This is a genomic window from Azospirillum doebereinerae (assembly GCF_003989665.1).
In the GTDB taxonomy this organism is placed as follows: Bacteria; Pseudomonadota; Alphaproteobacteria; order Azospirillales; family Azospirillaceae; genus Azospirillum; species Azospirillum doebereinerae.
Window position 1 is genome coordinate 57524 of sequence record NZ_RZIJ01000027.1, and the last position, 22452, is coordinate 79975.

Genomic DNA, 22452 nt, shown 5'->3' on the forward strand with positions numbered 1-22452 from the left:
CCGGGATGGCGGCGGGGGAGGAACGGCGACTCACTGGCAGGCGAGGCATTCCTCGTAGTCGGTGCGCGGGGCCTGGACCTCCGCCTTGCCGGCCGCGCGATCCTTGCCGGCGAAGGCGGCGCGCTGCACCGACTTGGAACGGCAGTAGTAGAGGCTCTTCAACCCCTTCTCCCAGGCGGTCCAGTGCAGCATGTGCAGGTCCCACTTGTCGATGTCGCCCGGCAGATAGAGGTTGATCGACTGGCTCTGGCAGACGAAGGGCGTGCGGTCGGCGGCGAACTCGACGATCCAGCGCTGATCGATCTCGAAGGCGGTGCGGAACACGGCCTTCTCGTCCTCGTCGAGCAGGTCGAGATGCTGGACCGAGCCCTCATGCTCGATGATCGACTGCCAGATCTCGGGGCGGTCGGCGCCCTTGGCGATCAGCAGTTTTTCCAGATGCGGGTTGCGCACCGACATCGAGCCCGACAGCGTCTTGTGGGTGTAGATGTTGGCCGGGATCGGCTCGATGCAGGCGCTGGCGCCGCCGCAGATGATGCTGATGGACGCGGTCGGCGCGATCGCCAGCTTGTGGCTGAAGCGCACCGTCATGCCGCGGTCGGCGGCGTCCGGGCAGGGGCCGCGCTCGTGGGCCAGCGCGACCGAGGCGGCGTCGGCGTCGCGGCGGATCTTGCGGAAGAAGCGCAGGTTCCACGCCTTCGCCATGGCGCTCTCGAACGGCACGCCGCGCGCCTGGAGGAAGGAGTGGAACCCCATCACCCCCAAGCCCACCGAGCGCTCGCGCATCGCCGAATAGACGGCGTTCCCCATCCCCTCCGGCGCCGATTCGATGAAGCGGGTCAGCACGTTGTCGAGGAAGCGCAGCACGTCCTCGACCAGCCCCTCCTCGCGGTTCCACTCGTCCCAGGTCTCCAGGTTCATCGAGGCGAGGCAGCACACCGCCGTGCGCTCGTTGCCCAGATGGTCCTTGCCGGTCGCCAGCGTGATCTCGCTGCACAGGTTGCTGGAGCGCACCGACAGGCCGAGGTCGCGCTGGTGCTTGGGGAGCGCGCGGTTCACCGTGTCGCCGAACAGCAGATAGGGCTCGCCGGTCTGCATGCGGGCCTCCAGGATCTTCTGCCAGACCTGACGCGCGTTGGCGTGCTTCAGGACGGCCCCGGTCTTGGGGCTGCGCAGCGGGAAGGGCTTGTCGTCGCGCACGGCCTCCATGAAGGCGTCGGTGACGACGACCGCGTGGTGCAGGTTCAGGCTCTTGCGGTTGAAGTCGCCCGAGGATTTGCGGATCTCCAGGAACTCCTCGATCTCCGGGTGGTGGATGTCGAGGTAGACGGCGGCCGAGCCGCGCCGCAGCGAGCCCTGGCTGATCGCCAGCGTCAGGCTGTCCATCACCCGGATGAAGGGGATGATGCCCGACGTGCTGCCGTTGCCCTTCACCGGTTCGCCGATGGAGCGCACCCCGCCCCAATAGGTGCCGATGCCGCCGCCGTTCGACGCCAGCCGGACGTTCTCGTTCCAGACATCGACGATGCCGTCGAGCGAATCGGGTACGGCGTTGAGGAAGCAGGAGATCGGCAAGCCGCGCGTGGTGCCGCCGTTGCTGAGGATCGGCGTCGCCGGCATGAACCACAGCCGGGAGATGGCGTCGTAGATCCGTTGAGCGTGCGCGGCATCGTCGGCGTAGGCGGCGGCGACGCGGGCGAACAGGTCCTGGTAACTCTCGCCCGGCATCAAATAGCGGTCGGTCAGCGTCGCCTTGCCGAAGCCGGTCAGCAGGGCGTCGCGGCTGCGGTCGATGCGGATGACGGAGGGATCGGGCGGCGTCCAGCTCTGCACGGGCGCGCGGCTGACGGCGTTCCGGTCACCGTCGTTTCGGTCGCCGCCGCGCTCCGGGGTCGTCCGGGGCAGGGTCGGCAGATTCCCGTGGCGGTCGAAGCCCTGGGAGAGTTCCCGGCCAAAGTCCTGGGCGATGTCTTGAGCGAGCGCCGGCATCCGTGATCCCTTGTTCTTGTGCGGCGGGAGGGCACGGAAAGCACGACTTGCGGGAATGCGGGCGAAACGCCGCGCAAGGGCAAGCGCACCACCGGGGCACCCCGCCCGTGGACGTTCATCGGGTCATGGCAGGTCTCCTGGCTCGCGGGTCGTCGCGGCTTCGTCCGGCCTTCCCGGTGCTGATGAGGCACCAGTGACGCTGAAACGACGAAACCGCTCTCCGCTCACAGTTGCGGGGGCAGCGCCGGCTTGGGACCGCATCGTGACGCGGTTGACCGGCTTCCCTCTTAGCCCCGCATCTTGGCAACGCGGGGAACCATAACGCTAAATATGGTAGAGATGGCCGGCGGAAGCGTCAAGCGCTATCGCAGGCTTGGCCGGTGCGCGGGCGGATCGGCGAGAGCCCGGCCTTCCCAAAAGAAAACGGGCGGCCGGAGAGCCGGCCGCCCGAGTTGAGGGAGGAAACGCGACAGGGGTTCTGTCTCGCCGCCATCCTCGCCCATTCGGCCTGTCCTGTCGTGTCGGGTGCGACCCTGTCCGGGGCGACCCCGATGCCGGCTGGCCGTCCGCTCGGGCGTGACGGTCGGGCTCAATAGGGGAGCGGCTTGGGGACATGCCGCGGAATCGGCAGCGGTGGCCCCGGCTTGCAGAACATCGGCGGGCACGGCCTGGGCGGCATCACGGGCTTGGACGCGGTCGAGGTGGCGACCACCAGGGCGCCGAGGACCACCGTCGATAGGACGCTCGGCTTGAACATGGCGGACCTCCGGTCGAAAGCGTCACGGTCAGCGGGGCGGGGGAGCGGTCGGCACCGTCGGGATGTGCGGGCGCTTCAGCGGATCGTACCCGGCGCCGCACGCCTTCGGGTTCGACGAGCAGATCGGCTTGTACGGCCCGGTCTTGATCGTGCCGGTCGAGGTGTCGGCCAGGGCGGCCGAACTCGCGAAGCTCAGGGCCAGAAGGGCGCAGGCGATGGTCTTCATGTCGAGGCTCCATGGGTGGGTTGGGCGGTCGGTGTCAACGTGCCCATCATGGCGGCGAGCGACCTCGTCCGCTGTGAGCCAGCCGACAGGCCGGACAAGATCGCCCGAGGTCGCCCGCCGGGCCTTCGCCGGTCCCTGACGCCCCCTTGGCAGAGCCCGAGGCATCGCCGGGCTTGCCAAGGTCCGGCGAACGTGTACGCCTCGTGTCTTTCGGGCGGGCGCGCCGCGTTTCCCGTTCAAGCCTTCACACCGGAGCGACCGTCATGGACACACCGAGCAGCAGCCCTTACGGCACCTACGTCATCGCCGTCCGCGGCTTCGTCGCGCCCTTCGAGATCGGCGTCTACGCCCATGAGCATGGACGGCGGCAGCGGTTGCGCATCGACCTGCGGCTGACCGTGCGCCGCACCGCCCCGCGCTTCACGGACGACGTGGCGACGGTGTTGTCCTACGAAGGGCTGGTGGCCGCGCTGGAAACCTTGTCCGAGGGGCCGCACATCCAGCTTCTGGAATCCCTGGCCGACCGCATCGGCGACCTCTGCCTGTCCGACCCGCGCGTGGTCGAGGCCGAGGTGTCCATCGAGAAGCCGCACGTCTTCCCGCAGATCGACGCGGCGGGCGTCACCATCGCCTACCGGCGCTAGGGCGTGCTTGGAGCGCCTGACCGGGCCCCGCGTCAGGGTTGGCCCGGCATCCGGGAGAACGGGAGGCGGCTTATCGTTCCGCGCTCCCGCTTTCTTCGCGCCGCCTTCTCTTCTCGAGATACATCCGCGCGTCGGCCATTCGCACGGCCTCTTCGGGAGAGGTCCGCGACGGATCGGCGGCGATCACGCCGACGCTGGCGCCGGGATAATCGATGATGCAGCCGCCCAGGTCGAACTGGCCTTCGAGCAGGGGAGCGAAGCGCTGGCGCGTCATCTCCACGCACCATCGCTCGTCGGCTTCCGTCGCCTCCGTCAGTCCGATGACGATGAACTCGTCGCCGCCCAGGCGGCCGACCACGTCGCCGGTCCTCAGCCCGGAGGCGAGGCGCCGGCCGACCTCGACGAGGAACGCGTCGCCGGCCTCGTGACCGTAGGTGTCGTTGATCCCCTTGAAGCCGTCCAGGTCGATGAAGGCGATCAGCACGCGCTGGCGCGTTCTCTGCGCCAGGGCGAACAGGCGCTGCAACGCGGCAAGGGTGAAGCGCCGGTTCGGCAGCCCCGTCAGCGCGTCGGTCGAGGATTCCGCCTCCAGCGCCGTGTTCGCCTTCTGAAGGCGCTCAAGAAGATGCTCCCGCTGGATCTGCTGGGCGATCAGCGTCGAAAACAGCAGCAGAACCTGCTGGCCGTGCTGGGAGATCGGTTGGCTCTGCGCGCTGGCGGCGCACAGGGTGCCGTACAGGACGTCGTCGTCCAGATAGACCGGCGTGCTGGCGTAGGTCTGGATGCCGAGGCTCCGGGCCGCTTCCGAATCCCCCCAGCAGGCGGCGACGTCGTCCGTGTAAAGCCGCCCCTCCTCCAGCGCGCGTTTGCAGAGCGTGTCGTTCCACGGGACCGACAGCCCTTCCGGGATCTGCATCGTTTTGCTGTTGCGGGAGAAAAGGATGGTCTGCAAACCCGCCTCCGCATCGATGCGGGTCAGATAGGTGCTTTCCAGCCCCGTGACCAATTCCAGCAGTTCCAACAAAGGACGGGTGAGTTGTCCGACCGTATGGGCCGACACCAGCGTCCTGGAAATTTCCCCGATGAAACCCGGCGATACATCTACGTTTAGTTGCAGCATCGGTCGCCCGGTCGTTTGCCATAGACAATGACGCCAAGCTTGGCCTGTCCAACGCCGATAATCCACCGATTTATGCAAGACGGCATAGGAAGTAAGGCGTGCCGCCTCGTCCGCGCCCGACCGATCGTCCCCTTGTTCAGAAGGCGGCGGGACCGGTCGCCGGCGGCATCAGCGGGCAGCCGCAGGTCGCGCAGACCGTCCGTTGCAGCACTCCGATCAGGCGGTCGTCGGGCAAGGCGAGGCCGAGCGCCTCCTCCACCGCCGCGATCTGGCGGGTGTGGTCGAGGGAGGCACCGCAGGCGTTGTCCAGCACCGCGCCATAATCCGACCGGGTCCGCACCGTGATCGCGTGGGCCGCCGTTCCCGACAGCAGCCATGCCCCGGCCACCGCGAGGCCGCACAGAACATCCCGGCGCCGCATCGTCGCATCCATGTCCCGCTCCCCGCCCGTGCCGTCCGAAGGAAGCGCAACGTTATAAGAGAATTCCCGGGGTCACAAGACGGCTGTGCAGCGATAAAATGATACGTTATATCGTTACATATTGACGAAGGGGCAGTGGGGCGGTCGATGGGGTGGAACGGAAACGGAAACGGAAACGGAAACGGCGGCGACGCCGACGGGGCGGGCGGGGTGACCAACAACCGCATCCACGGCGCGCGCTCGTGGCGGCAGGCCAAACCGGTGGTGCTGCACCCCAAATTCTTCCAGGGCTTCACCGATTTCCGGCTCGGCCGTCCCTTCGACTACCGGATGCTGGACGCGTGGCCGACGCTCGACCAGCACCGCTACGAGAACGGCCGCGAACTGGCGGCGGAATGCCGGCTTGCCGGGCTCGCGGTGGCCTGGATCGACCGGACCCGCGTCCCGCATCCCTTGAAAAGCCTCGTGGTGGAGCGGGCCTGGGCGCGCCGCTCCACCGGACGGGATCGCTGCGGTCGGTCGGGGCGGGCGGTCAGTGGGCCATCTCGCCCATCTTCTTGCGGGAGTCGCCGCTCTTGTCGCGGATGATGGCGTCGTCCGCCTGGCCCTCCACCGCCAGGATGCCAATCAGCCCCTTGGTGGCGCGGCTCAGCGCGTGGTCGACCAGGGCGTATTGACCGGGGTAGTCGACCTTGAACTCGACCATGGTGGCGCCGCCCGGCGCGACGGTGACGGTCTGCACGCCCTTCAGCGGCTCCGATTCCAGGCTGCCCAGATTGTAGACGCGGTCGAAGATCTCGCCGATGACGTGGAAGGAGGAGGTCAGGTTGGGGCCGCCGACGCCGAACCAGATGCGCACCGTCTCGCCGACCTTGGCCTTCAGCGGCTTGTCCTTGGACAGCGCGCCGACGGCGCCGTTGAACACCAGATAGCTCGGACGCTCGTTGACCAGTCCGTCGTAATCGTCTTCGGCGTTGGGGATGTTCTTGGCCTTGGTCGCGTAGACCTCCTGCTGCATCACGTAGAACTCCTGGTCGACGGCCGGCAACCCGGCTTCGGGTTCGACCACGATCAGCCCGTACATGCCCTTGGAGATGTGATGGGCGACCATCGGCGTCGCGCAATGGTAGACATAGACGCCCGGCGTCAGGGCCTTGAAGGAGAACTCCTTGGTCTGTCCCGGCTCGACCTGGGTGATCTGACCGCCGCCGAGGAAGCCGGTGGCCGCGTGGAAGTCGACGGAGTGGTTCATCGTCGACTCCTTGGCGTTGGAGATCTTGACGTCCACCGTGTCGCCGACCCGCACCCGCACCATCGGGCCGGGGATGGTGTTGTTGAAGGTCCAGTAGGTGTAGGTGGTGCCGTCGTCCAGCTTGGAATCGACCTCGGTCGTGGTCAGGACGACCTGATGGGTCTTGGGGGCGCGCTTGCCGGGTTTTTCCGGTGCGGGCACCGCGGCCGGGTCCTGGACGACGCTGACCGTCGGCTCCTTGACCTTGGGATCCGCGTAAAGGGTGGTGGCCGATGCCGCGCCGACGCCCGAGACGATCAAGAGAGCGGCCGCGCTGACGGTGACGAGGAATGTCCTGGTCTTCATGGCACAATCCATTCGGAATGCTTGGTAGAACTCGAGCATCCCAGACTTCCCCGCACCGTTTCTTGACGGCCGTCAAGAGGGGTACGCGGCGTTCAGCCGCACATCCCGCCGCAGCAGGAGCGGGTTAAAAATTATTGTTCTGTATCAATAACTTGACGGAGATGTTTCAATATTTTCCGATGCGCGTTCGATGACAGATAGCCGCACCTCAATCCATTCGGCCCCCCGGCTGTCGCGATACCGCGCCGTCATCTCCGCCGATTTGTGCCCCAGCAGTGCCTGGGCGTCCACGCCTTGGGTGCTGTAGAGGCGGGCCGCCAACGACCGAAGTTCATGAAAACTAGGCGGAGTGGCGCCTTTCTCCCATTTGATCCCGGCCAGATCGCGGGCGGCGGCAAAGGTCCGCGTGAGCGTCGCCGGCCGCACCGGATCGCCGGGCTTGGTTTGAGCAATGGGCTTCGAATGGTGGATGAGATGCTTGGACAGCGAAGCGTCCCTGCATCGGCCGATCACGTCCCCAATTGACCAGCCGACAGCATCGAGCCGGAGATCCAGGGGGATCGAAATCTTCGTCTTGGTTTTCCCCTGGATTAGCCACAACCTTCCGTCGCGGATGTGTGCTGGTCCCATGCTGATGATGTCCTCTCGCCGCTGACCTGTGACCAGAGCCAGCTCCATGGCGCGGACGAGCCAAGGAGAAAACTCTTTCAGGGCCACGGCATGGATTGCTCGGAAATCATCCAAGGTGAGGCGGGATCTCCGCACCTCGGCATCCACGACTTTCGTGGCATTGACGGGGTTTGTCGCGACCCACCCCTTCGCCAACGCGGCGGCGAAGAGGTCCCGCAGGAATGATCGCATGGCTTGCGCCATTCTCGGCTTACCCTGTTCCTCCCATTGATGCAGATATTCAGCGACATCGCGTGTGGAAATCGCATCGATGCGGCGGCTTCCCCACTTGTTCCGAACGAGCCGTGTCCGCTGCCTGACCGCTTTCATGGAGTTCAGGCTCAACTTTCCGGCCTCATGTCGGGACGCCGCAGTCTTTTCGAAGATGTCGCAGAAATCCGTCACCTTGCTGTCGTTTCCCTCTTCCAGGCGATCAACGAGTGTGCGTCTCTCCGGAGTTTTCTCAATCTTGTGGTTCGCCTCGATGGCTTGCGCGACAGCCGACCGCTTGTCTCGACCAAGGCCGTGCTCCTTGCCGTTTCGAGGGTCACGCCATGAAAAGTAGCCGTTGCGGTCATACAAGTTCGGAGGCAGCGCCCGCGTGCGGGTGCTACGTCGCCTTCCCATTCCCAATCCTTTCCACCAGGGGGATGCTCGCCGCCGACCGGCGCCGTTGGCGCGGCAGCGGCGGGCGGGACGACGATACGGACAGCGGCTTCGCCGGGTCGATGTAGCGGGCGTCCGGCCGCACGTAGTAGGAGCGGCCCTGCTTTTCCGGCGCCGGATGGATCCGAGCCTCGCGCGCCCACCGCCACAGGGTGCCTTGCGACGGAGGGGTGGTGTAGTTCGCTCTCGCCCACTCCTCCAGGGTCATCAGCTTGTCCATGCCTCATCTCATCGGAAAGGGTGTCGACGGTGCGGAACGACGGGTCACGCGGGCTCCTGTTCGTTCAGCGTCATGATCCGCAGGAAGGCGACCATGTCGCGCTCCACGAGCCCCGGCACGCCGGCATGCCGGACCTCGGCCAGACGGCGCTGCGCGGCGATCAGGCGTTCCCGGTTCTCCGGGTTCGGGTCACCGTCGAACGCCAGGGCGGCGTCGCACTTGGCCTGGGCGGCCTCCACCCGTTCGGCGTCGGTGACCGCCCGGCGTCCGGGGAAGGCGATGACGGTGGCAGCCATCACACCGCCTCCCCGCGCTCCAAGGCGCGTTCCAGATCGGCGTAGGTCTCGGGCTTGGCGAAATCGCAGTCGGGCATGATGGCGGCGATGCGGCGCAGAACGTCGGGATGGTGGCGCAGCATCCACCACCAGCACCGGAACTTGAGTTCCTGGTGCGCCTCGTCGCTCAGCTCATCGTCCGCGTCCATGCGGGCCGTCCACCAGCCGTGCCAGTAGGCGCGTGAAAAGCCCTTCCCCGGTTCGCCGCTGCTCGGCTCCTTGGCGGCGCGGGCGCCCTTCAGAACCTCGGCGCTGTCGAGCTGGGCGAGGTCGCACAGTTCCGTCACCGGAACCTCGATGCCGCGCGCCCACTGGGCCTCGTAGCTCTCCAGCGTGACGGCGTAGCCCCCGGGCGGCTTCGGGTAGGGGGGAGCGTTGTCGATGGCCGCGATCATCGCGTGGATGAAGCTCAGCATCTCTTCGCGGGTCTGCATCAGGCCACCTGCGGGTTGAGGCGCTTGGCGTCGGGCAGGCCCCTGTCGTAGGCCTTCACCAACGAGGCGATCAGCGCGTCCTGAACGGACAGGCCGACCAGCTTGCGCATCTTGCTGGCTTGCTCGCACAGCACGGTGCAGTCCGTTCCGGCGAGCGCTTTCTCCAGCCGGGCTTCGTCCAGCCGGTCCCGGTACGTCGCCACCAGTGTGACGACGGCCTCGATCACTGGCCCGCGAAGCTGGTCGGGCACCTCCCGGTAGGCCGAGGCCAGCGAGGACAGCCCGCGCACCACCGGCCGCTCGCCGTGCTTGGCGATCAGCTTGCGGATGGTCGCCACCGACTGCGTGTGGCGCGGCGGCAGACGCTTGGTGGTGTTGCTGATGTGATAGGCGATCTCGATGCCCGAGCGGGTGCAGACGTTGAGCACCTGCACCGCGTCGGGATCCCCGGCGATCAGCTTGCCCCGGAACAGCTGGAGCGTGGTCATCGGCGTACGCTCGGCGTTCACCGCGACGAACACCTTGGCCTGCTCCTTCACCTCGGTGGTGGTGATGATCCAGCAGGGCAGTTCCTCGACTTTCGGGTGGAGGAGCGCGGCCGCCGCCCGGTGCTGGCCGTCCACCACGGCGAACAGCACCCCGTCGATCTCCGTCACCGTGAGGGGCTGGCATTTGTCCCAGCGCCACCGCTCGACCATCCGCCGGATTTGCGTCTTCGACTTGTCGCTGAGGTTGCGCTGGTAGCGGGGGTCGATCCGCAGCGCCTCCTTGGGCAGCCACGCGAACACCGGCATGGTGCCGAGATCGCGGGAGGGCTCCAGGTCCCGGAACGCGAGTTCCGTGATATGGCTGGGGCCCGTGTCGATGGTCTCCACGGTGGCGAGGTCGCGGACCGTCCGCGACTCGCCGGCTGTGGAGACGAGGTCGGCAACGTCGGTCAGCGACCAAGGGGCGTTCATTCCGTCCATGGCATGATCCTCCGAGGGCTTGGGTTCACGAGGCCACGGCGGCGGTCTGCCGGCTGTGGAGCGCCCGGTCGATCTCCTGCCGCAGCACGTCCTGAGCCTCGTTCTGGAACCGCTCCTGCAAGGCTCCGAGATCAAGCGTGCGGAGAGCTTCCAACTCGTGCGTCTGAAGGGTGGCCGCGTGCTTGGCGATCATCTCGTGAACGGTGACCGCTATGCTGGCCCCGTGCAGCAGGCTCGACGCCGTCTCGCGGGCCGCCTCCGAAAAGGACGGAAGCAGAGGGATCAGCCGCTCGGGCGTCGGCGGGCCGTGCTTGGCGCGCTCGGCCGCGAGCCGGGTCGCCTCGGCCTCCGCCTTGGCCTGCTTCTGCCGTTCCTCGCTCTCGATCCACCGGTCGGCGGTGGCGAGGTCCAGCCGGACAATCGCCGCCTCGTTCAGATGCCCCAGACGCCCGAGGCCGTTGCGCTCCTCCTGCGTCAGGACCAGACCGGGCACATGGGCGGGATCGACCCTCTTGTAGCCGTCGTGCTCGACCACATAGGAGCCGTAGACCGCCAGGGACTGGAGCACCGTCGGCAGAAGCCCGGAAGACGCATCCTCCCTGGCGGCGCGATAGGCGGCGGCCAGGGCGAACACCTCGCTTCCCTCCTCCGGCGTGAACAGGCGCAGCAGGTTGGCCGGCGGCTGGAGCAGGATGGCGTCCGGCTTGGCGGTCAGGAAGTCCCGGCGATCCGCATCCGTCTCCGGGTGCTCGACCACCTCCGGCTCCGGGACGGACACCAAGCCGGTCAGGTGGGTCAGGTCGGGGACGACGAAGTCGCCGGCATCGCGGAACGCTTCCTCGTCGTATTCCAGCCGGCAGCGGAGCTTCAGCAGCTTGTCGGCGACGGTCGGGGCCGGGTGGGTGAGCACGGCGTCCCGCAGCTTCCGCTCGACGGATGCGATGGCGCTCAGGAAATCGCCCAGCGCGTCCTCCTCGTTGTCGCCCGGCAGCCCGCCATAGACGTTGTCCGACCAGTCGTCGATCACCTTCATCCGCCGCCAGCCGAGATAGGCATCGACCAGCGAAGGGCTCAGCTCATCATTGAGGCCGAAGCTCGGCACCGGGGCCATCGGGGCGCGGGTCGGAACGGTGAAGTCCGGATGTTCTGCCAGATGCAGCAGGCCGGTGACGATGGGAACGGCGCAGAGCATGGCGTTCGTGTTCGCCACCTCCCGTTCCGGCTCCTCCCACCGCTGCCGCGCCACCTGCAACATGCGGATGGCGACGCCCAGCGCTTGCTTGGAGCTTTCGGACTGGAGGATGAGGCCGCTCGCGCAGTCCAAGGCCCAGTCGAGCGTGACCAGCGAGGTCGGCAGCGAAGGACCATCCTCGACCACCCGCCGTTCCGCGCGCTCGTCCCCGACGATCTCCCGCGCCTTGGCCGCGATGTCGTTCAGGCACTTGCGCTGCGTGTGCGGGTCGAGCGGAGCCAAGCCCTCGCACAGCTCTTCGATGAAGCGCCGCATGCCCCATTCGCGCTCGTTCTGCCAGTACCCCACCCAGGACGAGCCCATGGCGACCACACAGGGCGGCGCGTGGTCCAGCGTGGCGGCGCCGGGAATGGACAGGTTGTGGTAGGCGGACAGGAATTCCTCCGCGTTCTCCTGGAGATAGCCGCGCAGTTCGTCGGCGCTGGCCGGACGCAGGCTGCAGTCTTCCAGTTCGATGAGGAGTTCCGGCGGGCCGGCGTCGCGCTCCCGCAGACGGGCGTTGCGGAAGGAGGCGGGGCGCCAGTCCGACACGGTGGTGACCAGCGGCGCTTCGGCGACGGGCTTGGTGGTGGGCAGCAGGCTCATGCGTCGGTCCTCCCGGTGGAAATGGCGGTCACGGCGTCGGCGTCGAGGCGCGCGCGGCAGTGGTCGGTGATCTGGTCGATGGCGTCGGCGCGGTCGTCGGGGCCGGCGAACGCCAGCAGGCGGAAGAGGCGACCCACCGACGGATGGTCGGCGGCGTTGGCGGCGCGCAGCCAGTAGGGATCCGGCTCGACCGGCGTGGCGAGGAGAGCGTCCGCCGGATCGGCGATCGCCGGGTTGGGGGCGATGTAGCTCATGCTTTTCCCTCCCGACTGTGAGGCGTGGCGTTGCCGGAGACCCGGCCCGCCGGGTTGCCGTACAGATCGATGCGGACCGCCCCGGCGATCAGCGCCGAGTCGTACTTCGTGCCGGTGCAGTAGTCGGCGACGGCCCGCTCGATGCGCTTGGCCGTCAGCGGGTGGCCGTCCTCGCCGATGACGCCGCGCGACACCGCGTCGGCGACGATGCCGACCTTGAGCGGGCGCTTGGGCGCCTTGGATTTCGGCCGGTTGAAGCAGGCCGGGAACGCCCTGGCGAGCGCCCGGCGGTCGGCGTGCAGGCCGGTCGGGTTGCGCAAGGACGAGCCGGCGAGGAGGGAGTGAATGGTCTCCCCCTCCGCGACGATCCATTCGCAGGCCTCAAGCAGGGTGCGCTGGCGGTCCGGCGTGCATTGGTTCCACAGCGCGCACATCCGCGCGGTGAGCGAGCGGGCATCCTGTTCCAGCAGCCCCGTCACCGGCGTGGACAGGGCATCATCCGCCAAGGGCGGGGCGGTCAGCATCTTCATGGGCATCAGCCTCCGGAAATGAGGAAGGCGGGAGCCGGCGCTATGCGGCGGCCGGTTCTTCGTCGGCGATGGGGCGGGCCAGCGGATCGCCGTGGCCGGTCTCCATCAGGGTCTTGCGGATGGTGTCCACCGTCACCAGCAGGGCGTCCTTCAGGGCGCGCGGGGCGCGGAAGTTCGCCCGGTCCTGAAGCAGGGTGCTGAACTCGACGGCGACCGCCGCCAGCAGGTCGGCCAGCCGGTTCGGTGCCGGCGCGGGCTCCGGGAGCGTCGCCCGGTCGCCCTCACGGGGGAAAGGGCCGGGCGCGATCCCGGCTTCGGCCAGGGCGGTCTCCAACTCGAACAGGTCCAACGCCGTCCCGCTCCGCAACGCGGCCGCGACCGACACCAGCGCCTTCAACACCATCGGCAGGGCCGACACCATGCCGGCGAGTTCGCCACGGCGCGGGCCGGAGATCTCGGCGGTCCCGTAGCCCTCGAAGGCGACGGAGCAGCGGTCGCCCAAGTGGATCGTGACGGGCCGGGGCGGGATGCCGCCCGGCGGTGGGCTGGAGGACGGGGTGCCGGCGATCATGGTCGGGTCCTTTCAGGCAAGGGGAGGGCGTCACCGCGAAATGGGGCGCGGCGGAGCGGTGGCGGTCGTCACGGAAAGCGGTGGAGCGCCGGACGGGCGGTCAGTGCGTCTTGCTGCCGTCCGGCGTGGGCGGACTGTCGCAGTCCACGCCCAGCTTGGCGGCGATCTCCCGCACCACCTTGTCGTCCCACGTCTTCCGGAGGTCGCGGACGATGCAGCGCGGAATGTTCTCGGCCGGGGTGAAGCCGTAGCCAATGGCGCCGGGGATGTTCATCGCCTGGGCCAGCCGGTATGCCTCGCCCATCGTGCGGGCGTTCACCAGAACGCCGGGAATGGCCCGGCCGTGCAGGTCGTTGACGCTGACATGCCATTGCCGGAACGGAAGGCCGGCCATTTCCGCTTCCGTGGGAACCGTGTCGTTGGGCAACGGGTCGGCAGGGTCGTCGTCCTGCATGTGGGTGCACGCCTCGTCGAACACGGCGCTCCAGATGCGGATGAACTCGGGATCCTTGAGGGGCTTGCCCAGCGTCTGCGACAGGCGCAGTTCGGCGATGTCCGTGTATTCCTCCGACACCCAGCTTCCGGGGACGAGCCGGTCGAGCTTGGCGCCCAGCATCTGGGCGAACAGGCGGAGTTCCGGCGAAAGGGTGACGGTCCCGGTGGTTGCCATCGTTCAGGCACTCCGTTCGGCGGTGCCGGCCAAGCTCATCTCGTGCTGGACCTGGGCGGTGGAGAGGTCGATGCGCAGGCCGACCTTGCCGTAGACCTCCTGGATGTTCACCAGCATCGCGCGGGAGCCGCCGACCTTGCCGACCCGGTCGAGCGCCTTCGTGGCGGCGTTCAACTCATGCACCTGCACCCGGCGTTCGGCGAGGGTCAGGCCCTTGGCGGGAGCCGCCGGGGCGATCAACCCCTTCTCGTAGGCGTCCAGCTTCTTGATGACGCCGATCACCAGTTCGGTGGCCTTGGGCGTCTCGGACTTCGCCGCGATGAAGATGGCTTGGTTGCGGTTCAGCAGATACTCGGTGACGGCGTTCCCGCGCACCACCCGCGCCACCGTGGCGCACGTCCCGAACTGCCGGAGCGGTTCGATGTGGCGCTCGATCAGCTTGCGGATGTCGCGCGGCCGGTCGAACTCCAGATCGCGCCCGAGGGTGAGGTCCCGGATGCGGGCTTCGCCGTCGATGGCGACGATCTCGTCGTCGGTCGCGGATTCGTCGGTGAAGTTCAACAAGGTGACGTTGCTGTCGTCGGAACCGCTCTGGATCGTAGTCATCGTTCAAGCCCTCTGTTCGGTGTTGCCGGCAGCCGCCGGAAGGTCGAGTTCGCCCTGGCGCAGGCAGTCGGCGTTGCGGCTGTCGATGGACACGCCGATGGAGGCCATGAGCCCCGGCGCGGCCTTCGCCGCCTCCCGCGATCCCAACGTCCGGCGGAGTTCGCCCATCAGGCCCTTGATCGCGTTGGCCGCCGCCGTGCGGGCCTTGAGAGTGCGGAGGTCCGCCCCCTCGGTCTGCGTGAAGCCGCCGGTCTTGCGCAGCGAGGGCAGGACGTTGTGCGTCACCCAGCGGCGGAAGGGTTTGGCCGTCGCCTTGTCGGACCGCAGGATCAGGGTGTAGAGGCCGGACTCGCTGACCATCCAGAGTTCCGACCCCGTGGCCTGACCGGGGGGTACCCCCATGTCCGGGAAGGGGGTGGAGCCGTCGAGGACCGAGCGCGGCACGAGGCGCTTCTCGTCCTCGTCCAGCTTGTCCAGATGGTGGCCGAAGGAGCCCTTGTTGTCCTTCAGGTCGAGGCAGCGGCAGGAGTCCGCCGCCACGAACCACGGCTCCCCGTTGGCAGCCAGGAGACTGCGCACGAAGCGCTCGTTGTCGAAGATGTGCGCGAGGAACGAAGCCATGCGTCCCATGCTCCCGGTTCGGGGGAGGCGGGGAAGGATCGGACCCGCCTCCATGTGGAGGGTGGCGTTATATTGCGATAAGCGATTTAAAGCGTCAATACGCAAATCGCGTTGCGAAGCGATAAATTGCGTTCCTGCCGAGGGCGTGTCCGGCGCGCCCGACTCGGGCGGAACGGGACAGGGCGGGAACGGGGTGGGCAGCCGAGCCGCCCACCCGGCATGAATCAGGCGGCGGGCGGGATCGCCAGCCGCTCGGCATCGCGGATCAGCGCCCACAGCAGGCGGGTGCGGTCGTCGCTGTAGGGCTGCGGCCCGTGGCGGTGTTCCGTCTCGTCCTGCTCGACGTAGAAGTCCCAGGCCAGCCGGAGCCGCACGGCGAGGCCGGCGGGCGTGTGGGGAACCAGAACCGCGACGCGGTCCTGCACCGCCGCGTAGCGGGCGGACAGGGCGTCGCGGGCCTCGTCGGTGTCCGCGCTGTAGAGAGCGGCGACCAACTCGTCCATCTCGTTCCCCAGCGCCAGAAGCTCGGCGTCGGGCTGGGGAGGGTCGATCACGAGGGGGTGCGGAAGGAGGGCCGCCGGCATCAGGCAAGCCGCCACCGTTCCCGCCAGGATGCCCCGGCGGGTCGATAAGTCAGGATGCATGGGCGGTTACTCCGTCGCGGGAGCGTGGTGGACGGAGGAGCCGCCCAGGCCGTTGGGGCGGAGAAGAGGCAGGGTGGCCGGCGCGCCGCCGGAACCGCCCAGCAGCTTCGCCAGCTTGGCGAGGCCCTTCGGGGTGACGCGGACCTGTTCGACCGTCTTCTCCGATCCGTCCGACCGGGAGACGGTCGTCACCTTGTGCTCCAGGTAGCCGATCTTGATCTTGTCCTGGTGGGCGATGTCGCCCGCCTTGCCGGGACGGCTGTAGATCCAGGCGTTCTGACGCAGGAACTTGAACAGGTCCGAGGGCCGGACCTGCAACGCCTTCGCCGCGTCGGTGATGCACATCGAGCCGTCGGCGTTGGCGATCCGGTCGAACGCCGCGACGGTCTCGGTCGCCGCCTCGGCCACCTTCTCCGCCGTCACGGCCCGGCGCTCCGCCTCGATCCGCTTGGACAGGTGGTCGGCCAGCAGGTGTTGCAGGACCAGAGGGTCGGACAGGTCGGGGAGCGCCGGCCCTTCCTTCGCGCGGCGCTCGCATTCGATGAAGTAGAGCCGGGCCTGTTTGCCCTTCTCGTTCCGCTCCACCATGGCGAGTTCCTTCGCCATGTCGAGGGTGCCGTGATAGTCCCGGCGCTCCCCACCCCGATAAATTTCTATCGCGGTCACGAAATCCTGATTTTCCAAAAATCCGAAGTCCTGGATCCGGTTCTTGACCCAATCTCGGAAGTTGGACTTCACCTCCAGGAAGGTGTGCAGGTCACGCAGGTTCACTGTGCGTACCGGCTGCCCGCCCATGTCGCTGGTTCCCATCGGGATCAGGTCGTTGCCATCGCTGCCGCCATGGCCCATATTGTTACTCATTGCTCGTCCTTCCTATGGGTTCGAGTGTAGAGGCCGGTTTCGGTGTGCTTTCCTAGGGCGGCACCGAGATCGGCTTTTTTCGTTTCAGGCGCCCACATGGGCATTGCCCTTTGCCGCTTCGGCCTCCAGCCCGGCCTTGACCAGCGTCCGATAGGCTTCGGACTCCGTCTCAATCTTGCTGTCAAACCGGTACTTCTTCACAGCGTCGATGATGCCCTGCGGGAAGCAGATGATCTTCCTTGCGCTCATCGTCTTCGGTCTCGGCACGCTCCCTCCTGAGTGACTGTGGTGATATCACCATATCCCCCGTATCCTCTTGCGCGCAAGTGGGAAAGTGCTATCACCTCAACCTCTTTAGCCACCTGACCGGCGGAGTTTCCATATGGCTCACAATCCCGAAACTACAGTCAGGAAGATCTTCACCCTACCCAAAGACCTTTGGGAAAAGGTTGAGAACTACCGCTTTGAAAGCCGTGCAAAAACAGAAGCAGAAGCTATGCGCGTTCTAATAGAATATGGGCTAAGATTTGAAGATCACGCAAAACTGGCAAACAAAGAGGTGGCTCTCTTTGGTGCAATAATTTCCTCTGCCGATGTTCCAGACGAAATCAAGAAACAAACTGGTGAATTAATGCTTGATTTTGTGAAAGCCCTAGCTAAAACTGTCAATGATTTTGCGGATGCTGGCTTTTATGATGAGTACCGCAAAGCCCTTCGGAAGGCCGAGGCCGCTAAGCAAGGTGAGCAAATTTCAGGCGCCAGCACTGGAGCCAAGTATCCCAATCCCCCTACCGAGTAGGGCCGCCTGAGGCGGCCCGCACACCCAGATCATGCCGCCAATCCAGCGTGAGCTGAAGCGTTCCGGTGGCCGGGAAAAGCGGCCTTCAACACGGTGGTCATCCAGGACAGGTCTATGCAGATACAAGGAGTCCACGCAGCCAGATGCGGAAGCGTGCCCAACTGGTAAGTGGCTGATCGAGGGTTAGTTCGTCGGTTAACTGCTCCAATGCCTGGGCATATTCTGGCTTCGGGATACGGAATCTCATTCCCTGCTTGTAGGCTTCGATCAGCGCTTCAGCAGCTTCTGCCCGGCGCCTCATCTCCTCCTCACGCTGCTGCACCAGCTCGATTCGCTTGTCTTGCCGTTCCCAGGCCTCCACGAACACGGCTCGGAGAAGATCGTCACCCCAGAGGCCAACCATCTCTTCAAGCTGAGAGGAGGTTGGCGCCTGTCCGGCCAGCAACTCCTTCGCCCGCGACCGCCCGCACCGAAGATCCCGCATTGCCCCCTTGATGACCTCGCCCTCCGGATACCGTGTCCGCAGGAATGCCGCGCAGCGGGGGCCGAGGCCATAGGGGATTAGTGGGCGATCATTCATGAAACAGCAGTTATTAGTTAAAAATATCTCGAATTATTCTATATTTAAAAATCAATTACTATGGCAGATGTTAATAAAATTCACACAATGCTTAATCGTGTTCTTTCTTGCTTATTAACGTCAATTCCTGTTGCCTTTCGTCTGAATTTCTGCCATTCCTCCGTGTTTTTGTTTTAGAAGAATTGCTTTCCTCTATCGTAGATACAATATTTCCGCTTTCCCCATCCGCTTTTCCATGCCTTCTTCCCTTATTGAGCACGCTCGGAGCGACAATGGATATTGTCTCTTGCTTTGGCGTTACATTGCGCAAGTCCACGTCTTCTGAGTCTCGCCAATCATTAGGAATGCACCACATGGTACCGGGCTCTGATTTCTGTAGCTTGACCGCAACCTTTGGCCACCATTTAAGCAATAAAGCAGACTTCGAGAAAAAATTCCACTGACCCCAGTTTCTTTCAAAAAATACAACAACAAAACCCAATTGCTGTAACGCTAATCTCTCATGCGGGACGTACCGCATTTCCACGTCTCCAGTTATTACCGCTTTTCCTCCATCAGCAGAAAATCTCTGAAGCCAAGGAACATCATTTTTTCTTAGATAATCAAGGTCGTTTGTATTTGGCGCATAATCTTTGGCGCTAACAATCTCAAAGGCGCCAACTTTCCGTTGGAATCCCTTTTCGCTGGCTAAGGCGGAGAACACCCTAACCATTGGCGCCGGCACATTCTCGTCGAATGCGATCTTCAAGCTGCCTCGCGAACCTTGGTTTCAAATCGAACGGCTTCACTAACTCGCCGCTCACTAATTTCATAAATCTCAGCTACAGATTTTTGGCTTCCTTCAACTTTAACCGCTTCCGCAATTGTTCTCGTAGGAATACGGCTATCCTTAAGGATGGGTTTTCCAAAAGAGAAGCGTGGATGCACTATAACATTCGGGGCAATTTTTGGCCGAGGGTACCAAGCCATAGCATCCCCGTTAGGATCGAATATCACTTCGTCTTTAAGTGATGCCAAAACAATCATCTGCATTTCATAGTTTTTTGTCTTTAGATCATAAATATCTTGGATTCCATTATTTTTTGCAATCTCTGCAACTATCTTCTTTCCGTCAGTTTTAAATACGATGTCGGTCGCGAATGGGTGCGGATGTGCAATAGTATTTCTCGCTTCATTCATAATATTTCTAATCTCACGAACCTTTACGCCCGCATCATTAAAGAATGCTATGAACCGAAGCTCCATAAGATTAGAAAAACTGAAGGCTAAATGTCCATCAAGCCATCCCAGATCGTTTTTTAGGATCGGTGCTGCCCCATTAGGATAGCCAGCAATCCAGCCCCGAATCTTCCGTTCGGAGACGCCAACCAACTCCGCAGCCTCAGCAACGGTGAAGATGCCTGTCTCAAGGAGATTCGGTGCTTCCATTACAACCCAAACGCAGAGGTATTCAGAGGATTTCAATACATTACTAACATACTCAGGCGCGAATATTATTTCCAGAAGGATTGGCGGCAAGTCCATTATATCTGACAAGAGAGAGCATTGAGGACCTATTCTTGCGTGAATGCAGGCTGCAATCCGTAACCCTAACCATGCCAGAGTGTAACTCCTAAGTCGATACCCAGCTTCAATATCTCGATCCGACAACCCAGCGGAACGAGCAAGGGCCGCCCGGTGAGGAACGGCCCTGTGGTCATCGGCGGTCGGTATGCGGAAACTTGGTGACGGTGTAGGCCCGGACGACACCGCCCGCTCCGTCGAGGGCCTTCAGAAGCGACCAAGACATTCCTCTATTTTTGTAACTACGAATATTGACCGCGCTATTTTTTGGCGTTACGCTAATTCCCATGAAGATCGTTTACGACCCTCCCAAGCGCGCGGCCAACCTGGATAAGCACGGGTTGGACTTTGCCGACCTGGAGGACGGAGTGTTCTTCGAAACCGCCTTGGTCCGCCCTGCCAAGGACGGGCGCTTCATGGCAATCGGCCGGCTTGCCGATGGGACCATCTCCGTCGTGTTCGCGCTGCTGGGCACCGAGGGGATCTCCATCATCAGCATGCGGCCAGCCAGCACGAAGGAAAGGAGCCTCCTGCGATGACCGAGGAACGGAAGCCACTGGACGATTTCGAGCCGGGGCACGGCTACACGAGGGAGGACTGGGATGCCGTTTCGGACAACCCGGAATGGACCGAGGACGACATCAAGAAGGCCAAGCCCTTCGCCGAGGTGTTCCCGCAATTCGCCGAGAGCATAAAGCGGGGCCGAGGGCGCCCGCCGGCCGAAAACCCGAAGCAACAGGTCACCTTGCGGCTGGACGCCGAGGTGATTGGGCGCTTCAAGGCCGAGGGGCCGGGCTGGCAGTCCCGGATCAACGACGCCCTCCGGAAAGCCGCGGGGCTCTGACGCCCGAGGCGATCCGTTCCCGGCCTTGCGCGAACACGGCGCACCCGCTCATGAAAAAGGCCGCCCGGTAGGAGACGGCCTTGATGCTTGGGCTTCAGAAGAAAAGAGGAAGTCCCTATGCCGCCTCATGCCGCTTCCGGTGAGCCGCCACCACCGTGCCGCGCTGCCGCTTTAGCCATTTGATTTCGGATTCGGTCAAGGGTCGCGGCTCGGCATAGATAGCTGCCTTCTGCTTCTGTGAGATACTCAAGAGCATGCCCGACCTCTTCAAGCCATAGTTCTTCGGGTTCTTTTCCATGCTGCCTCCGCAGGGCTAGGCTGGCGTCTTTCAGCGCCAACACAACGCCTTCTACATCCTTCTCGCAAACCAGACGACGCGGCCAATGATGTTGACCTCCCCGGCGGTGCGCTCGTAGCGGCCGTGGCGGGGGTTATCGGAGGAGATGGTGATCCTCGGCGGATCGCTGTTGGGGACGAACTCCAGCCGCTTCACCACCACGCCGAAGCCGTCCCACAGGGCGAAGACGCCGGGCGGTGACGGGAAGCGGTCCGGGAGGTGGATCATCACCCGGTCGCCGGTGAGCAGGGTCGGCTCCATGCTGTCGCCCTGCACCGCGACGATCCGGGCCGCGCCCTTCGCGATGCGCAACTCCTGCCGCAGGTAGTCCGGCGGCAGCTCCCACAGGCCGGTGATCCGGTCGGACTCGCTGGAACCGCCGTCGCCGTCGGGCTGGTCATCGAGCAGGGCTTCGCCACCGGCGCCCAGGCCGGCGCGCACGTCGATCTCCGGGATGACGCCGTCGGTCTCGTCGTCCGGCGCGGTCGTGCCTTGGGCGTCGGCCGGGGAGACCGGCTCCGGGCGCGTCACGGTGCCGAGCGGCCCTTGGCCTTCCCCGGTCAGCAACCAGGCGGGGGACACGCCCAGGAGGGTGGCGTAGCGCTCGGCCACGTCGGGCCGCAGCCCGCGCTCGCCGCTCTCGTGCAGGGCGTAGGTCGGCTGGGGCACGCCGTGGCTGGAGGCGAACTCCTTGGCGGTCCGATAGCCGGCCGCCGTGCGCGCAAGGCGCAGACGTTGTGCAATGTCGCGCTTCATGAGGGGGAGCGTAGGGGTAAGCGACGCTTACGCAAGCAGCGATAAATTACATTACGCATTGCACACTCTTGACAAATGAATTGCGCCGGGCGATTTTTGAATGCATGGAGACCTTCATCGACATCATTGCCCAATGGCCGAACGACGCAGCCCTCGCCGAGGACGCCGGGGTCAAGCCCTCGCTCGTCATCGTCTGGCGGCACAGGAACAGCATCCCGGCCAACCGCTGGCTGGAGGTGGTGCGGGGGGCGGCGCAACGACGCCTGCCGGTGACGCTGGAGGTTCTGGCGTGGGCGGCGGCGGCCCGGCCGAGGGGCGCCCAGCGGATCAAGCGGCCTCGGCGGCCCTACCGCAAGAGGACGGGGGCCAGCCGCCGGGCCAAGACCGCTGCGGCGCCTCGGGAGGCAGAAGCCCAAGGCGCCGCAGATTGATCAGCCGTGCCGGCGGCGGGTGCGAACCGTCCCGGCACATGAGGAAGGAGGATCGGGTGAGTGCCTTCCCAGACCAGATTTGCCGCTTGGCCGGTTCCGGGGCAACGCGCGCGATGGTGGTGTCGCCGGGGCAAACGGCGCATCCCCTTGCGCGGGCTCGGTCGATGAGGGCGAAAGGCTCATTGCCGGATTTTCCGGCATTGAGACAGCCTCTTGCACGGGCGTGGTCAATGAGGGGCCGGCTTGCGGGTCGCCCGCTCCGCCAGCACCTTCACGCGCCCCTTCAGCGCCAGCAGGTCGCGGCGCTCGCCGGCCGGCAGCAGCTCGGCCATCAGCGTCATGCTGGCCAGGACTTCCTCGGTGTGCCGGGTGAACTCGGTGCCCAGGCTGTCGGTCATCGTGGGGGGCTCCATCCCGGTTGGGCCGGTGCGGCTGGTGGCTTCGAAAAAGGCGCCCGTCCGAAGACGGGCGAGGTCTCCATTTCCAACGACGAGGCGTCCGC

General features: G+C 65.1%; 32 protein-coding genes and 1 riboswitch. Of the genes, 6 read left to right on the forward strand and 26 right to left on the reverse strand.

Features of this window, described 5'->3' with window-relative positions; translation table 11 throughout:
- Positions 1 to 30: 30 nt before the first annotated feature.
- Both EJ913_RS25690 and EJ913_RS25695 read right to left on the reverse strand, forming a co-directional pair.
- A complete protein-coding gene (locus EJ913_RS25690) occupies positions 31 to 1989 on the reverse strand; it encodes a ribonucleoside-diphosphate reductase subunit alpha (RefSeq protein WP_127003310.1) in 1959 nt (652 codons plus the stop codon).
- A gap of 110 nt (positions 1990 to 2099) precedes the next feature.
- Positions 2100 to 2325, reverse strand: a riboswitch (cobalamin riboswitch).
- Positions 2326 to 2774: 449 nt separating this feature from the next.
- Entirely contained in the window at positions 2775 to 2972 is a 198-nt protein-coding gene (locus tag EJ913_RS25695; RefSeq protein ID WP_127003312.1) for a hypothetical protein, read from the reverse strand.
- 263 nt (positions 2973 to 3235) lie between these two features.
- On the opposite strand from EJ913_RS25695, the gene EJ913_RS25700 reads away from it, so the two are divergent.
- Complete coding sequence (locus EJ913_RS25700; RefSeq protein WP_127003314.1) at positions 3236 to 3616, forward strand: dihydroneopterin aldolase; 381 nt, start codon at positions 3236 to 3238, stop codon at positions 3614 to 3616.
- A 70-nt stretch (positions 3617 to 3686) separates the two neighbouring features.
- Here EJ913_RS25700 and EJ913_RS25705 read toward each other — a convergent pair whose 3' ends face one another.
- Both EJ913_RS25705 and EJ913_RS25710 read right to left on the reverse strand, forming a co-directional pair.
- Positions 3687 to 4676 carry a sensor domain-containing diguanylate cyclase gene (locus EJ913_RS25705; protein WP_238521271.1) on the reverse strand — a complete coding sequence of 330 codons (990 nt, stop codon included), beginning with the start codon at positions 4674 to 4676 and terminating at the stop codon, positions 3687 to 3689.
- A gap of 196 nt (positions 4677 to 4872) precedes the next feature.
- Positions 4873 to 5169 carry a hypothetical protein gene (locus tag EJ913_RS25710; RefSeq protein WP_127003318.1) on the reverse strand — a complete coding sequence of 99 codons (297 nt, stop codon included), beginning with the start codon at positions 5167 to 5169 and terminating at the stop codon, positions 4873 to 4875.
- A 198-nt stretch (positions 5170 to 5367) separates the two neighbouring features.
- Here EJ913_RS25710 and EJ913_RS25715 point away from each other — a divergent pair, with 198 nt between their 5' ends.
- Positions 5368 to 5745: a hypothetical protein gene (locus EJ913_RS25715; protein ID WP_185909930.1), complete on the forward strand. Its 378-nt coding sequence runs from the start codon at positions 5368 to 5370 to the stop codon at positions 5743 to 5745.
- On the opposite strand, the gene nirK is transcribed toward EJ913_RS25715, so the two are convergent.
- The 16 genes from nirK to EJ913_RS31880 all read right to left on the reverse strand — a co-directional run bounded on the left by nirK (position 5690) and on the right by EJ913_RS31880 (position 16889).
- On the reverse strand, positions 5690 to 6754 hold the full coding sequence (gene nirK / locus EJ913_RS25720; protein ID WP_127003320.1) for a copper-containing nitrite reductase: 1065 nt from the start codon (positions 6752 to 6754) through the stop codon (positions 5690 to 5692). The two genes, EJ913_RS25715 and nirK, sit on opposite strands and share 56 nt — an antisense overlap.
- 144 nt (positions 6755 to 6898) lie before the next feature.
- Positions 6899 to 8005: a tyrosine-type recombinase/integrase gene (locus EJ913_RS25725; protein WP_244939489.1), complete on the reverse strand. Its 1107-nt coding sequence runs from the start codon at positions 8003 to 8005 to the stop codon at positions 6899 to 6901.
- A gap of 28 nt (positions 8006 to 8033) precedes the next feature.
- Positions 8034 to 8309 (reverse strand): excisionase, encoded by a 276-nt coding sequence (locus tag EJ913_RS25730; protein WP_127003324.1) that lies wholly within the window; start codon positions 8307 to 8309, stop codon positions 8034 to 8036.
- Positions 8310 to 8353: 44 nt separating this feature from the next.
- Positions 8354 to 8605: a hypothetical protein gene (locus EJ913_RS25735; RefSeq protein ID WP_127003326.1), complete on the reverse strand. Its 252-nt coding sequence runs from the start codon at positions 8603 to 8605 to the stop codon at positions 8354 to 8356.
- Positions 8605 to 9078, reverse strand: a complete 474-nt coding sequence (locus tag EJ913_RS25740) for a hypothetical protein (protein ID WP_127003328.1) — start codon at positions 9076 to 9078, stop codon at positions 8605 to 8607. The genes EJ913_RS25735 and EJ913_RS25740 overlap by 1 nt, the downstream gene beginning before the upstream one ends.
- Positions 9078 to 10046 (reverse strand): DUF6551 family protein, encoded by a 969-nt coding sequence (locus EJ913_RS25745; protein ID WP_127003330.1) that lies wholly within the window; start codon positions 10044 to 10046, stop codon positions 9078 to 9080. The genes EJ913_RS25740 and EJ913_RS25745 overlap by 1 nt, the downstream gene beginning before the upstream one ends.
- Before the next feature lie 25 nt (positions 10047 to 10071).
- On the reverse strand, positions 10072 to 11883 hold the full coding sequence (locus tag EJ913_RS25750; RefSeq protein WP_127003332.1) for a hypothetical protein: 1812 nt from the start codon (positions 11881 to 11883) through the stop codon (positions 10072 to 10074).
- Positions 11880 to 12137 (reverse strand): hypothetical protein, encoded by a 258-nt coding sequence (locus EJ913_RS25755; protein ID WP_127003334.1) that lies wholly within the window; start codon positions 12135 to 12137, stop codon positions 11880 to 11882. Before EJ913_RS25755 ends, EJ913_RS25750 begins: the two co-directional genes overlap by 4 nt.
- Complete coding sequence (locus EJ913_RS25760) at positions 12134 to 12667, reverse strand: ProQ/FINO family protein (RefSeq protein WP_185909931.1); 534 nt, start codon at positions 12665 to 12667, stop codon at positions 12134 to 12136. Before EJ913_RS25760 ends, EJ913_RS25755 begins: the two co-directional genes overlap by 4 nt.
- Before the next feature lie 40 nt (positions 12668 to 12707).
- A complete protein-coding gene (locus EJ913_RS25765) occupies positions 12708 to 13238 on the reverse strand; it encodes a hypothetical protein (RefSeq protein ID WP_127003338.1) in 531 nt (176 codons plus the stop codon).
- 100 nt (positions 13239 to 13338) lie between these two features.
- Complete coding sequence (locus EJ913_RS25770; protein ID WP_127003340.1) at positions 13339 to 13908, reverse strand: hypothetical protein; 570 nt, start codon at positions 13906 to 13908, stop codon at positions 13339 to 13341.
- A 3-nt stretch (positions 13909 to 13911) separates the two neighbouring features.
- Positions 13912 to 14514 (reverse strand): hypothetical protein, encoded by a 603-nt coding sequence (locus tag EJ913_RS25775; RefSeq protein ID WP_127003342.1) that lies wholly within the window; start codon positions 14512 to 14514, stop codon positions 13912 to 13914.
- 3 nt (positions 14515 to 14517) lie between these two features.
- Positions 14518 to 15135, reverse strand: a complete 618-nt coding sequence (locus tag EJ913_RS25780) for a BRO-N domain-containing protein (protein WP_185909932.1) — start codon at positions 15133 to 15135, stop codon at positions 14518 to 14520.
- Positions 15136 to 15359: 224 nt separating this feature from the next.
- Positions 15360 to 15779, reverse strand: a complete 420-nt coding sequence (locus EJ913_RS25785) for a hypothetical protein (RefSeq protein WP_127003346.1) — start codon at positions 15777 to 15779, stop codon at positions 15360 to 15362.
- 6 nt (positions 15780 to 15785) lie between these two features.
- Positions 15786 to 16640 (reverse strand): phage antirepressor KilAC domain-containing protein, encoded by an 855-nt coding sequence (locus EJ913_RS25790; protein ID WP_211099042.1) that lies wholly within the window; start codon positions 16638 to 16640, stop codon positions 15786 to 15788.
- An 84-nt stretch (positions 16641 to 16724) separates the two neighbouring features.
- Positions 16725 to 16889, reverse strand: a complete 165-nt coding sequence (locus EJ913_RS31880) for a hypothetical protein (protein WP_185909933.1) — start codon at positions 16887 to 16889, stop codon at positions 16725 to 16727.
- Positions 16890 to 17022: 133 nt separating this feature from the next.
- Between EJ913_RS31880 and EJ913_RS25795 the strand changes: the two genes are divergently transcribed.
- Positions 17023 to 17439, forward strand: a complete 417-nt coding sequence (locus EJ913_RS25795) for a hypothetical protein (protein ID WP_127003348.1) — start codon at positions 17023 to 17025, stop codon at positions 17437 to 17439.
- 112 nt (positions 17440 to 17551) lie between these two features.
- On the opposite strand, the gene EJ913_RS25800 is transcribed toward EJ913_RS25795, so the two are convergent.
- The 3 genes from EJ913_RS25800 to EJ913_RS25810 all read right to left on the reverse strand — a co-directional run bounded on the left by EJ913_RS25800 (position 17552) and on the right by EJ913_RS25810 (position 19537).
- A complete protein-coding gene (locus EJ913_RS25800; protein ID WP_127003350.1) occupies positions 17552 to 17884 on the reverse strand; it encodes a hypothetical protein in 333 nt (110 codons plus the stop codon).
- A 226-nt stretch (positions 17885 to 18110) separates the two neighbouring features.
- Positions 18111 to 18767, reverse strand: coding sequence for a PIN-like domain-containing protein (locus tag EJ913_RS25805; protein WP_127003352.1), 657 nt, complete (start codon positions 18765 to 18767; stop codon positions 18111 to 18113).
- A complete protein-coding gene (locus tag EJ913_RS25810) occupies positions 18764 to 19537 on the reverse strand; it encodes a DUF433 domain-containing protein (RefSeq protein ID WP_185909934.1) in 774 nt (257 codons plus the stop codon). The genes EJ913_RS25805 and EJ913_RS25810 overlap by 4 nt, the downstream gene beginning before the upstream one ends.
- Positions 19538 to 19869: 332 nt before the next feature.
- Between EJ913_RS25810 and EJ913_RS25815 the strand changes: the two genes are divergently transcribed.
- Positions 19870 to 20121 carry a BrnT family toxin gene (locus EJ913_RS25815; RefSeq protein WP_127003356.1) on the forward strand — a complete coding sequence of 84 codons (252 nt, stop codon included), beginning with the start codon at positions 19870 to 19872 and terminating at the stop codon, positions 20119 to 20121.
- The gene (locus tag EJ913_RS25820) at positions 20118 to 20426 is read left to right on the forward strand and encodes a BrnA antitoxin family protein (protein WP_127003358.1); all 309 of its coding nucleotides are present in this window, start codon (positions 20118 to 20120) and stop codon (positions 20424 to 20426) included. Before EJ913_RS25815 ends, EJ913_RS25820 begins: the two co-directional genes overlap by 4 nt.
- 115 nt (positions 20427 to 20541) lie before the next feature.
- Here EJ913_RS25820 and EJ913_RS25825 read toward each other — a convergent pair whose 3' ends face one another.
- Both EJ913_RS25825 and EJ913_RS25830 read right to left on the reverse strand, forming a co-directional pair.
- Complete coding sequence (locus EJ913_RS25825) at positions 20542 to 20724, reverse strand: hypothetical protein (RefSeq protein ID WP_127003360.1); 183 nt, start codon at positions 20722 to 20724, stop codon at positions 20542 to 20544.
- A gap of 51 nt (positions 20725 to 20775) precedes the next feature.
- On the reverse strand, positions 20776 to 21519 hold the full coding sequence (locus EJ913_RS25830) for an XRE family transcriptional regulator (RefSeq protein WP_127003361.1): 744 nt from the start codon (positions 21517 to 21519) through the stop codon (positions 20776 to 20778).
- Positions 21520 to 21623: 104 nt separating this feature from the next.
- Here EJ913_RS25830 and EJ913_RS25835 point away from each other — a divergent pair, with 104 nt between their 5' ends.
- A complete protein-coding gene (locus EJ913_RS25835; protein WP_127003363.1) occupies positions 21624 to 21950 on the forward strand; it encodes a hypothetical protein in 327 nt (108 codons plus the stop codon).
- A 227-nt stretch (positions 21951 to 22177) separates the two neighbouring features.
- Here EJ913_RS25835 and EJ913_RS31885 read toward each other — a convergent pair whose 3' ends face one another.
- On the reverse strand, positions 22178 to 22348 hold the full coding sequence (locus EJ913_RS31885) for a hypothetical protein (RefSeq protein WP_185909935.1): 171 nt from the start codon (positions 22346 to 22348) through the stop codon (positions 22178 to 22180).
- Positions 22349 to 22452: the final 104 nt, after the last annotated feature.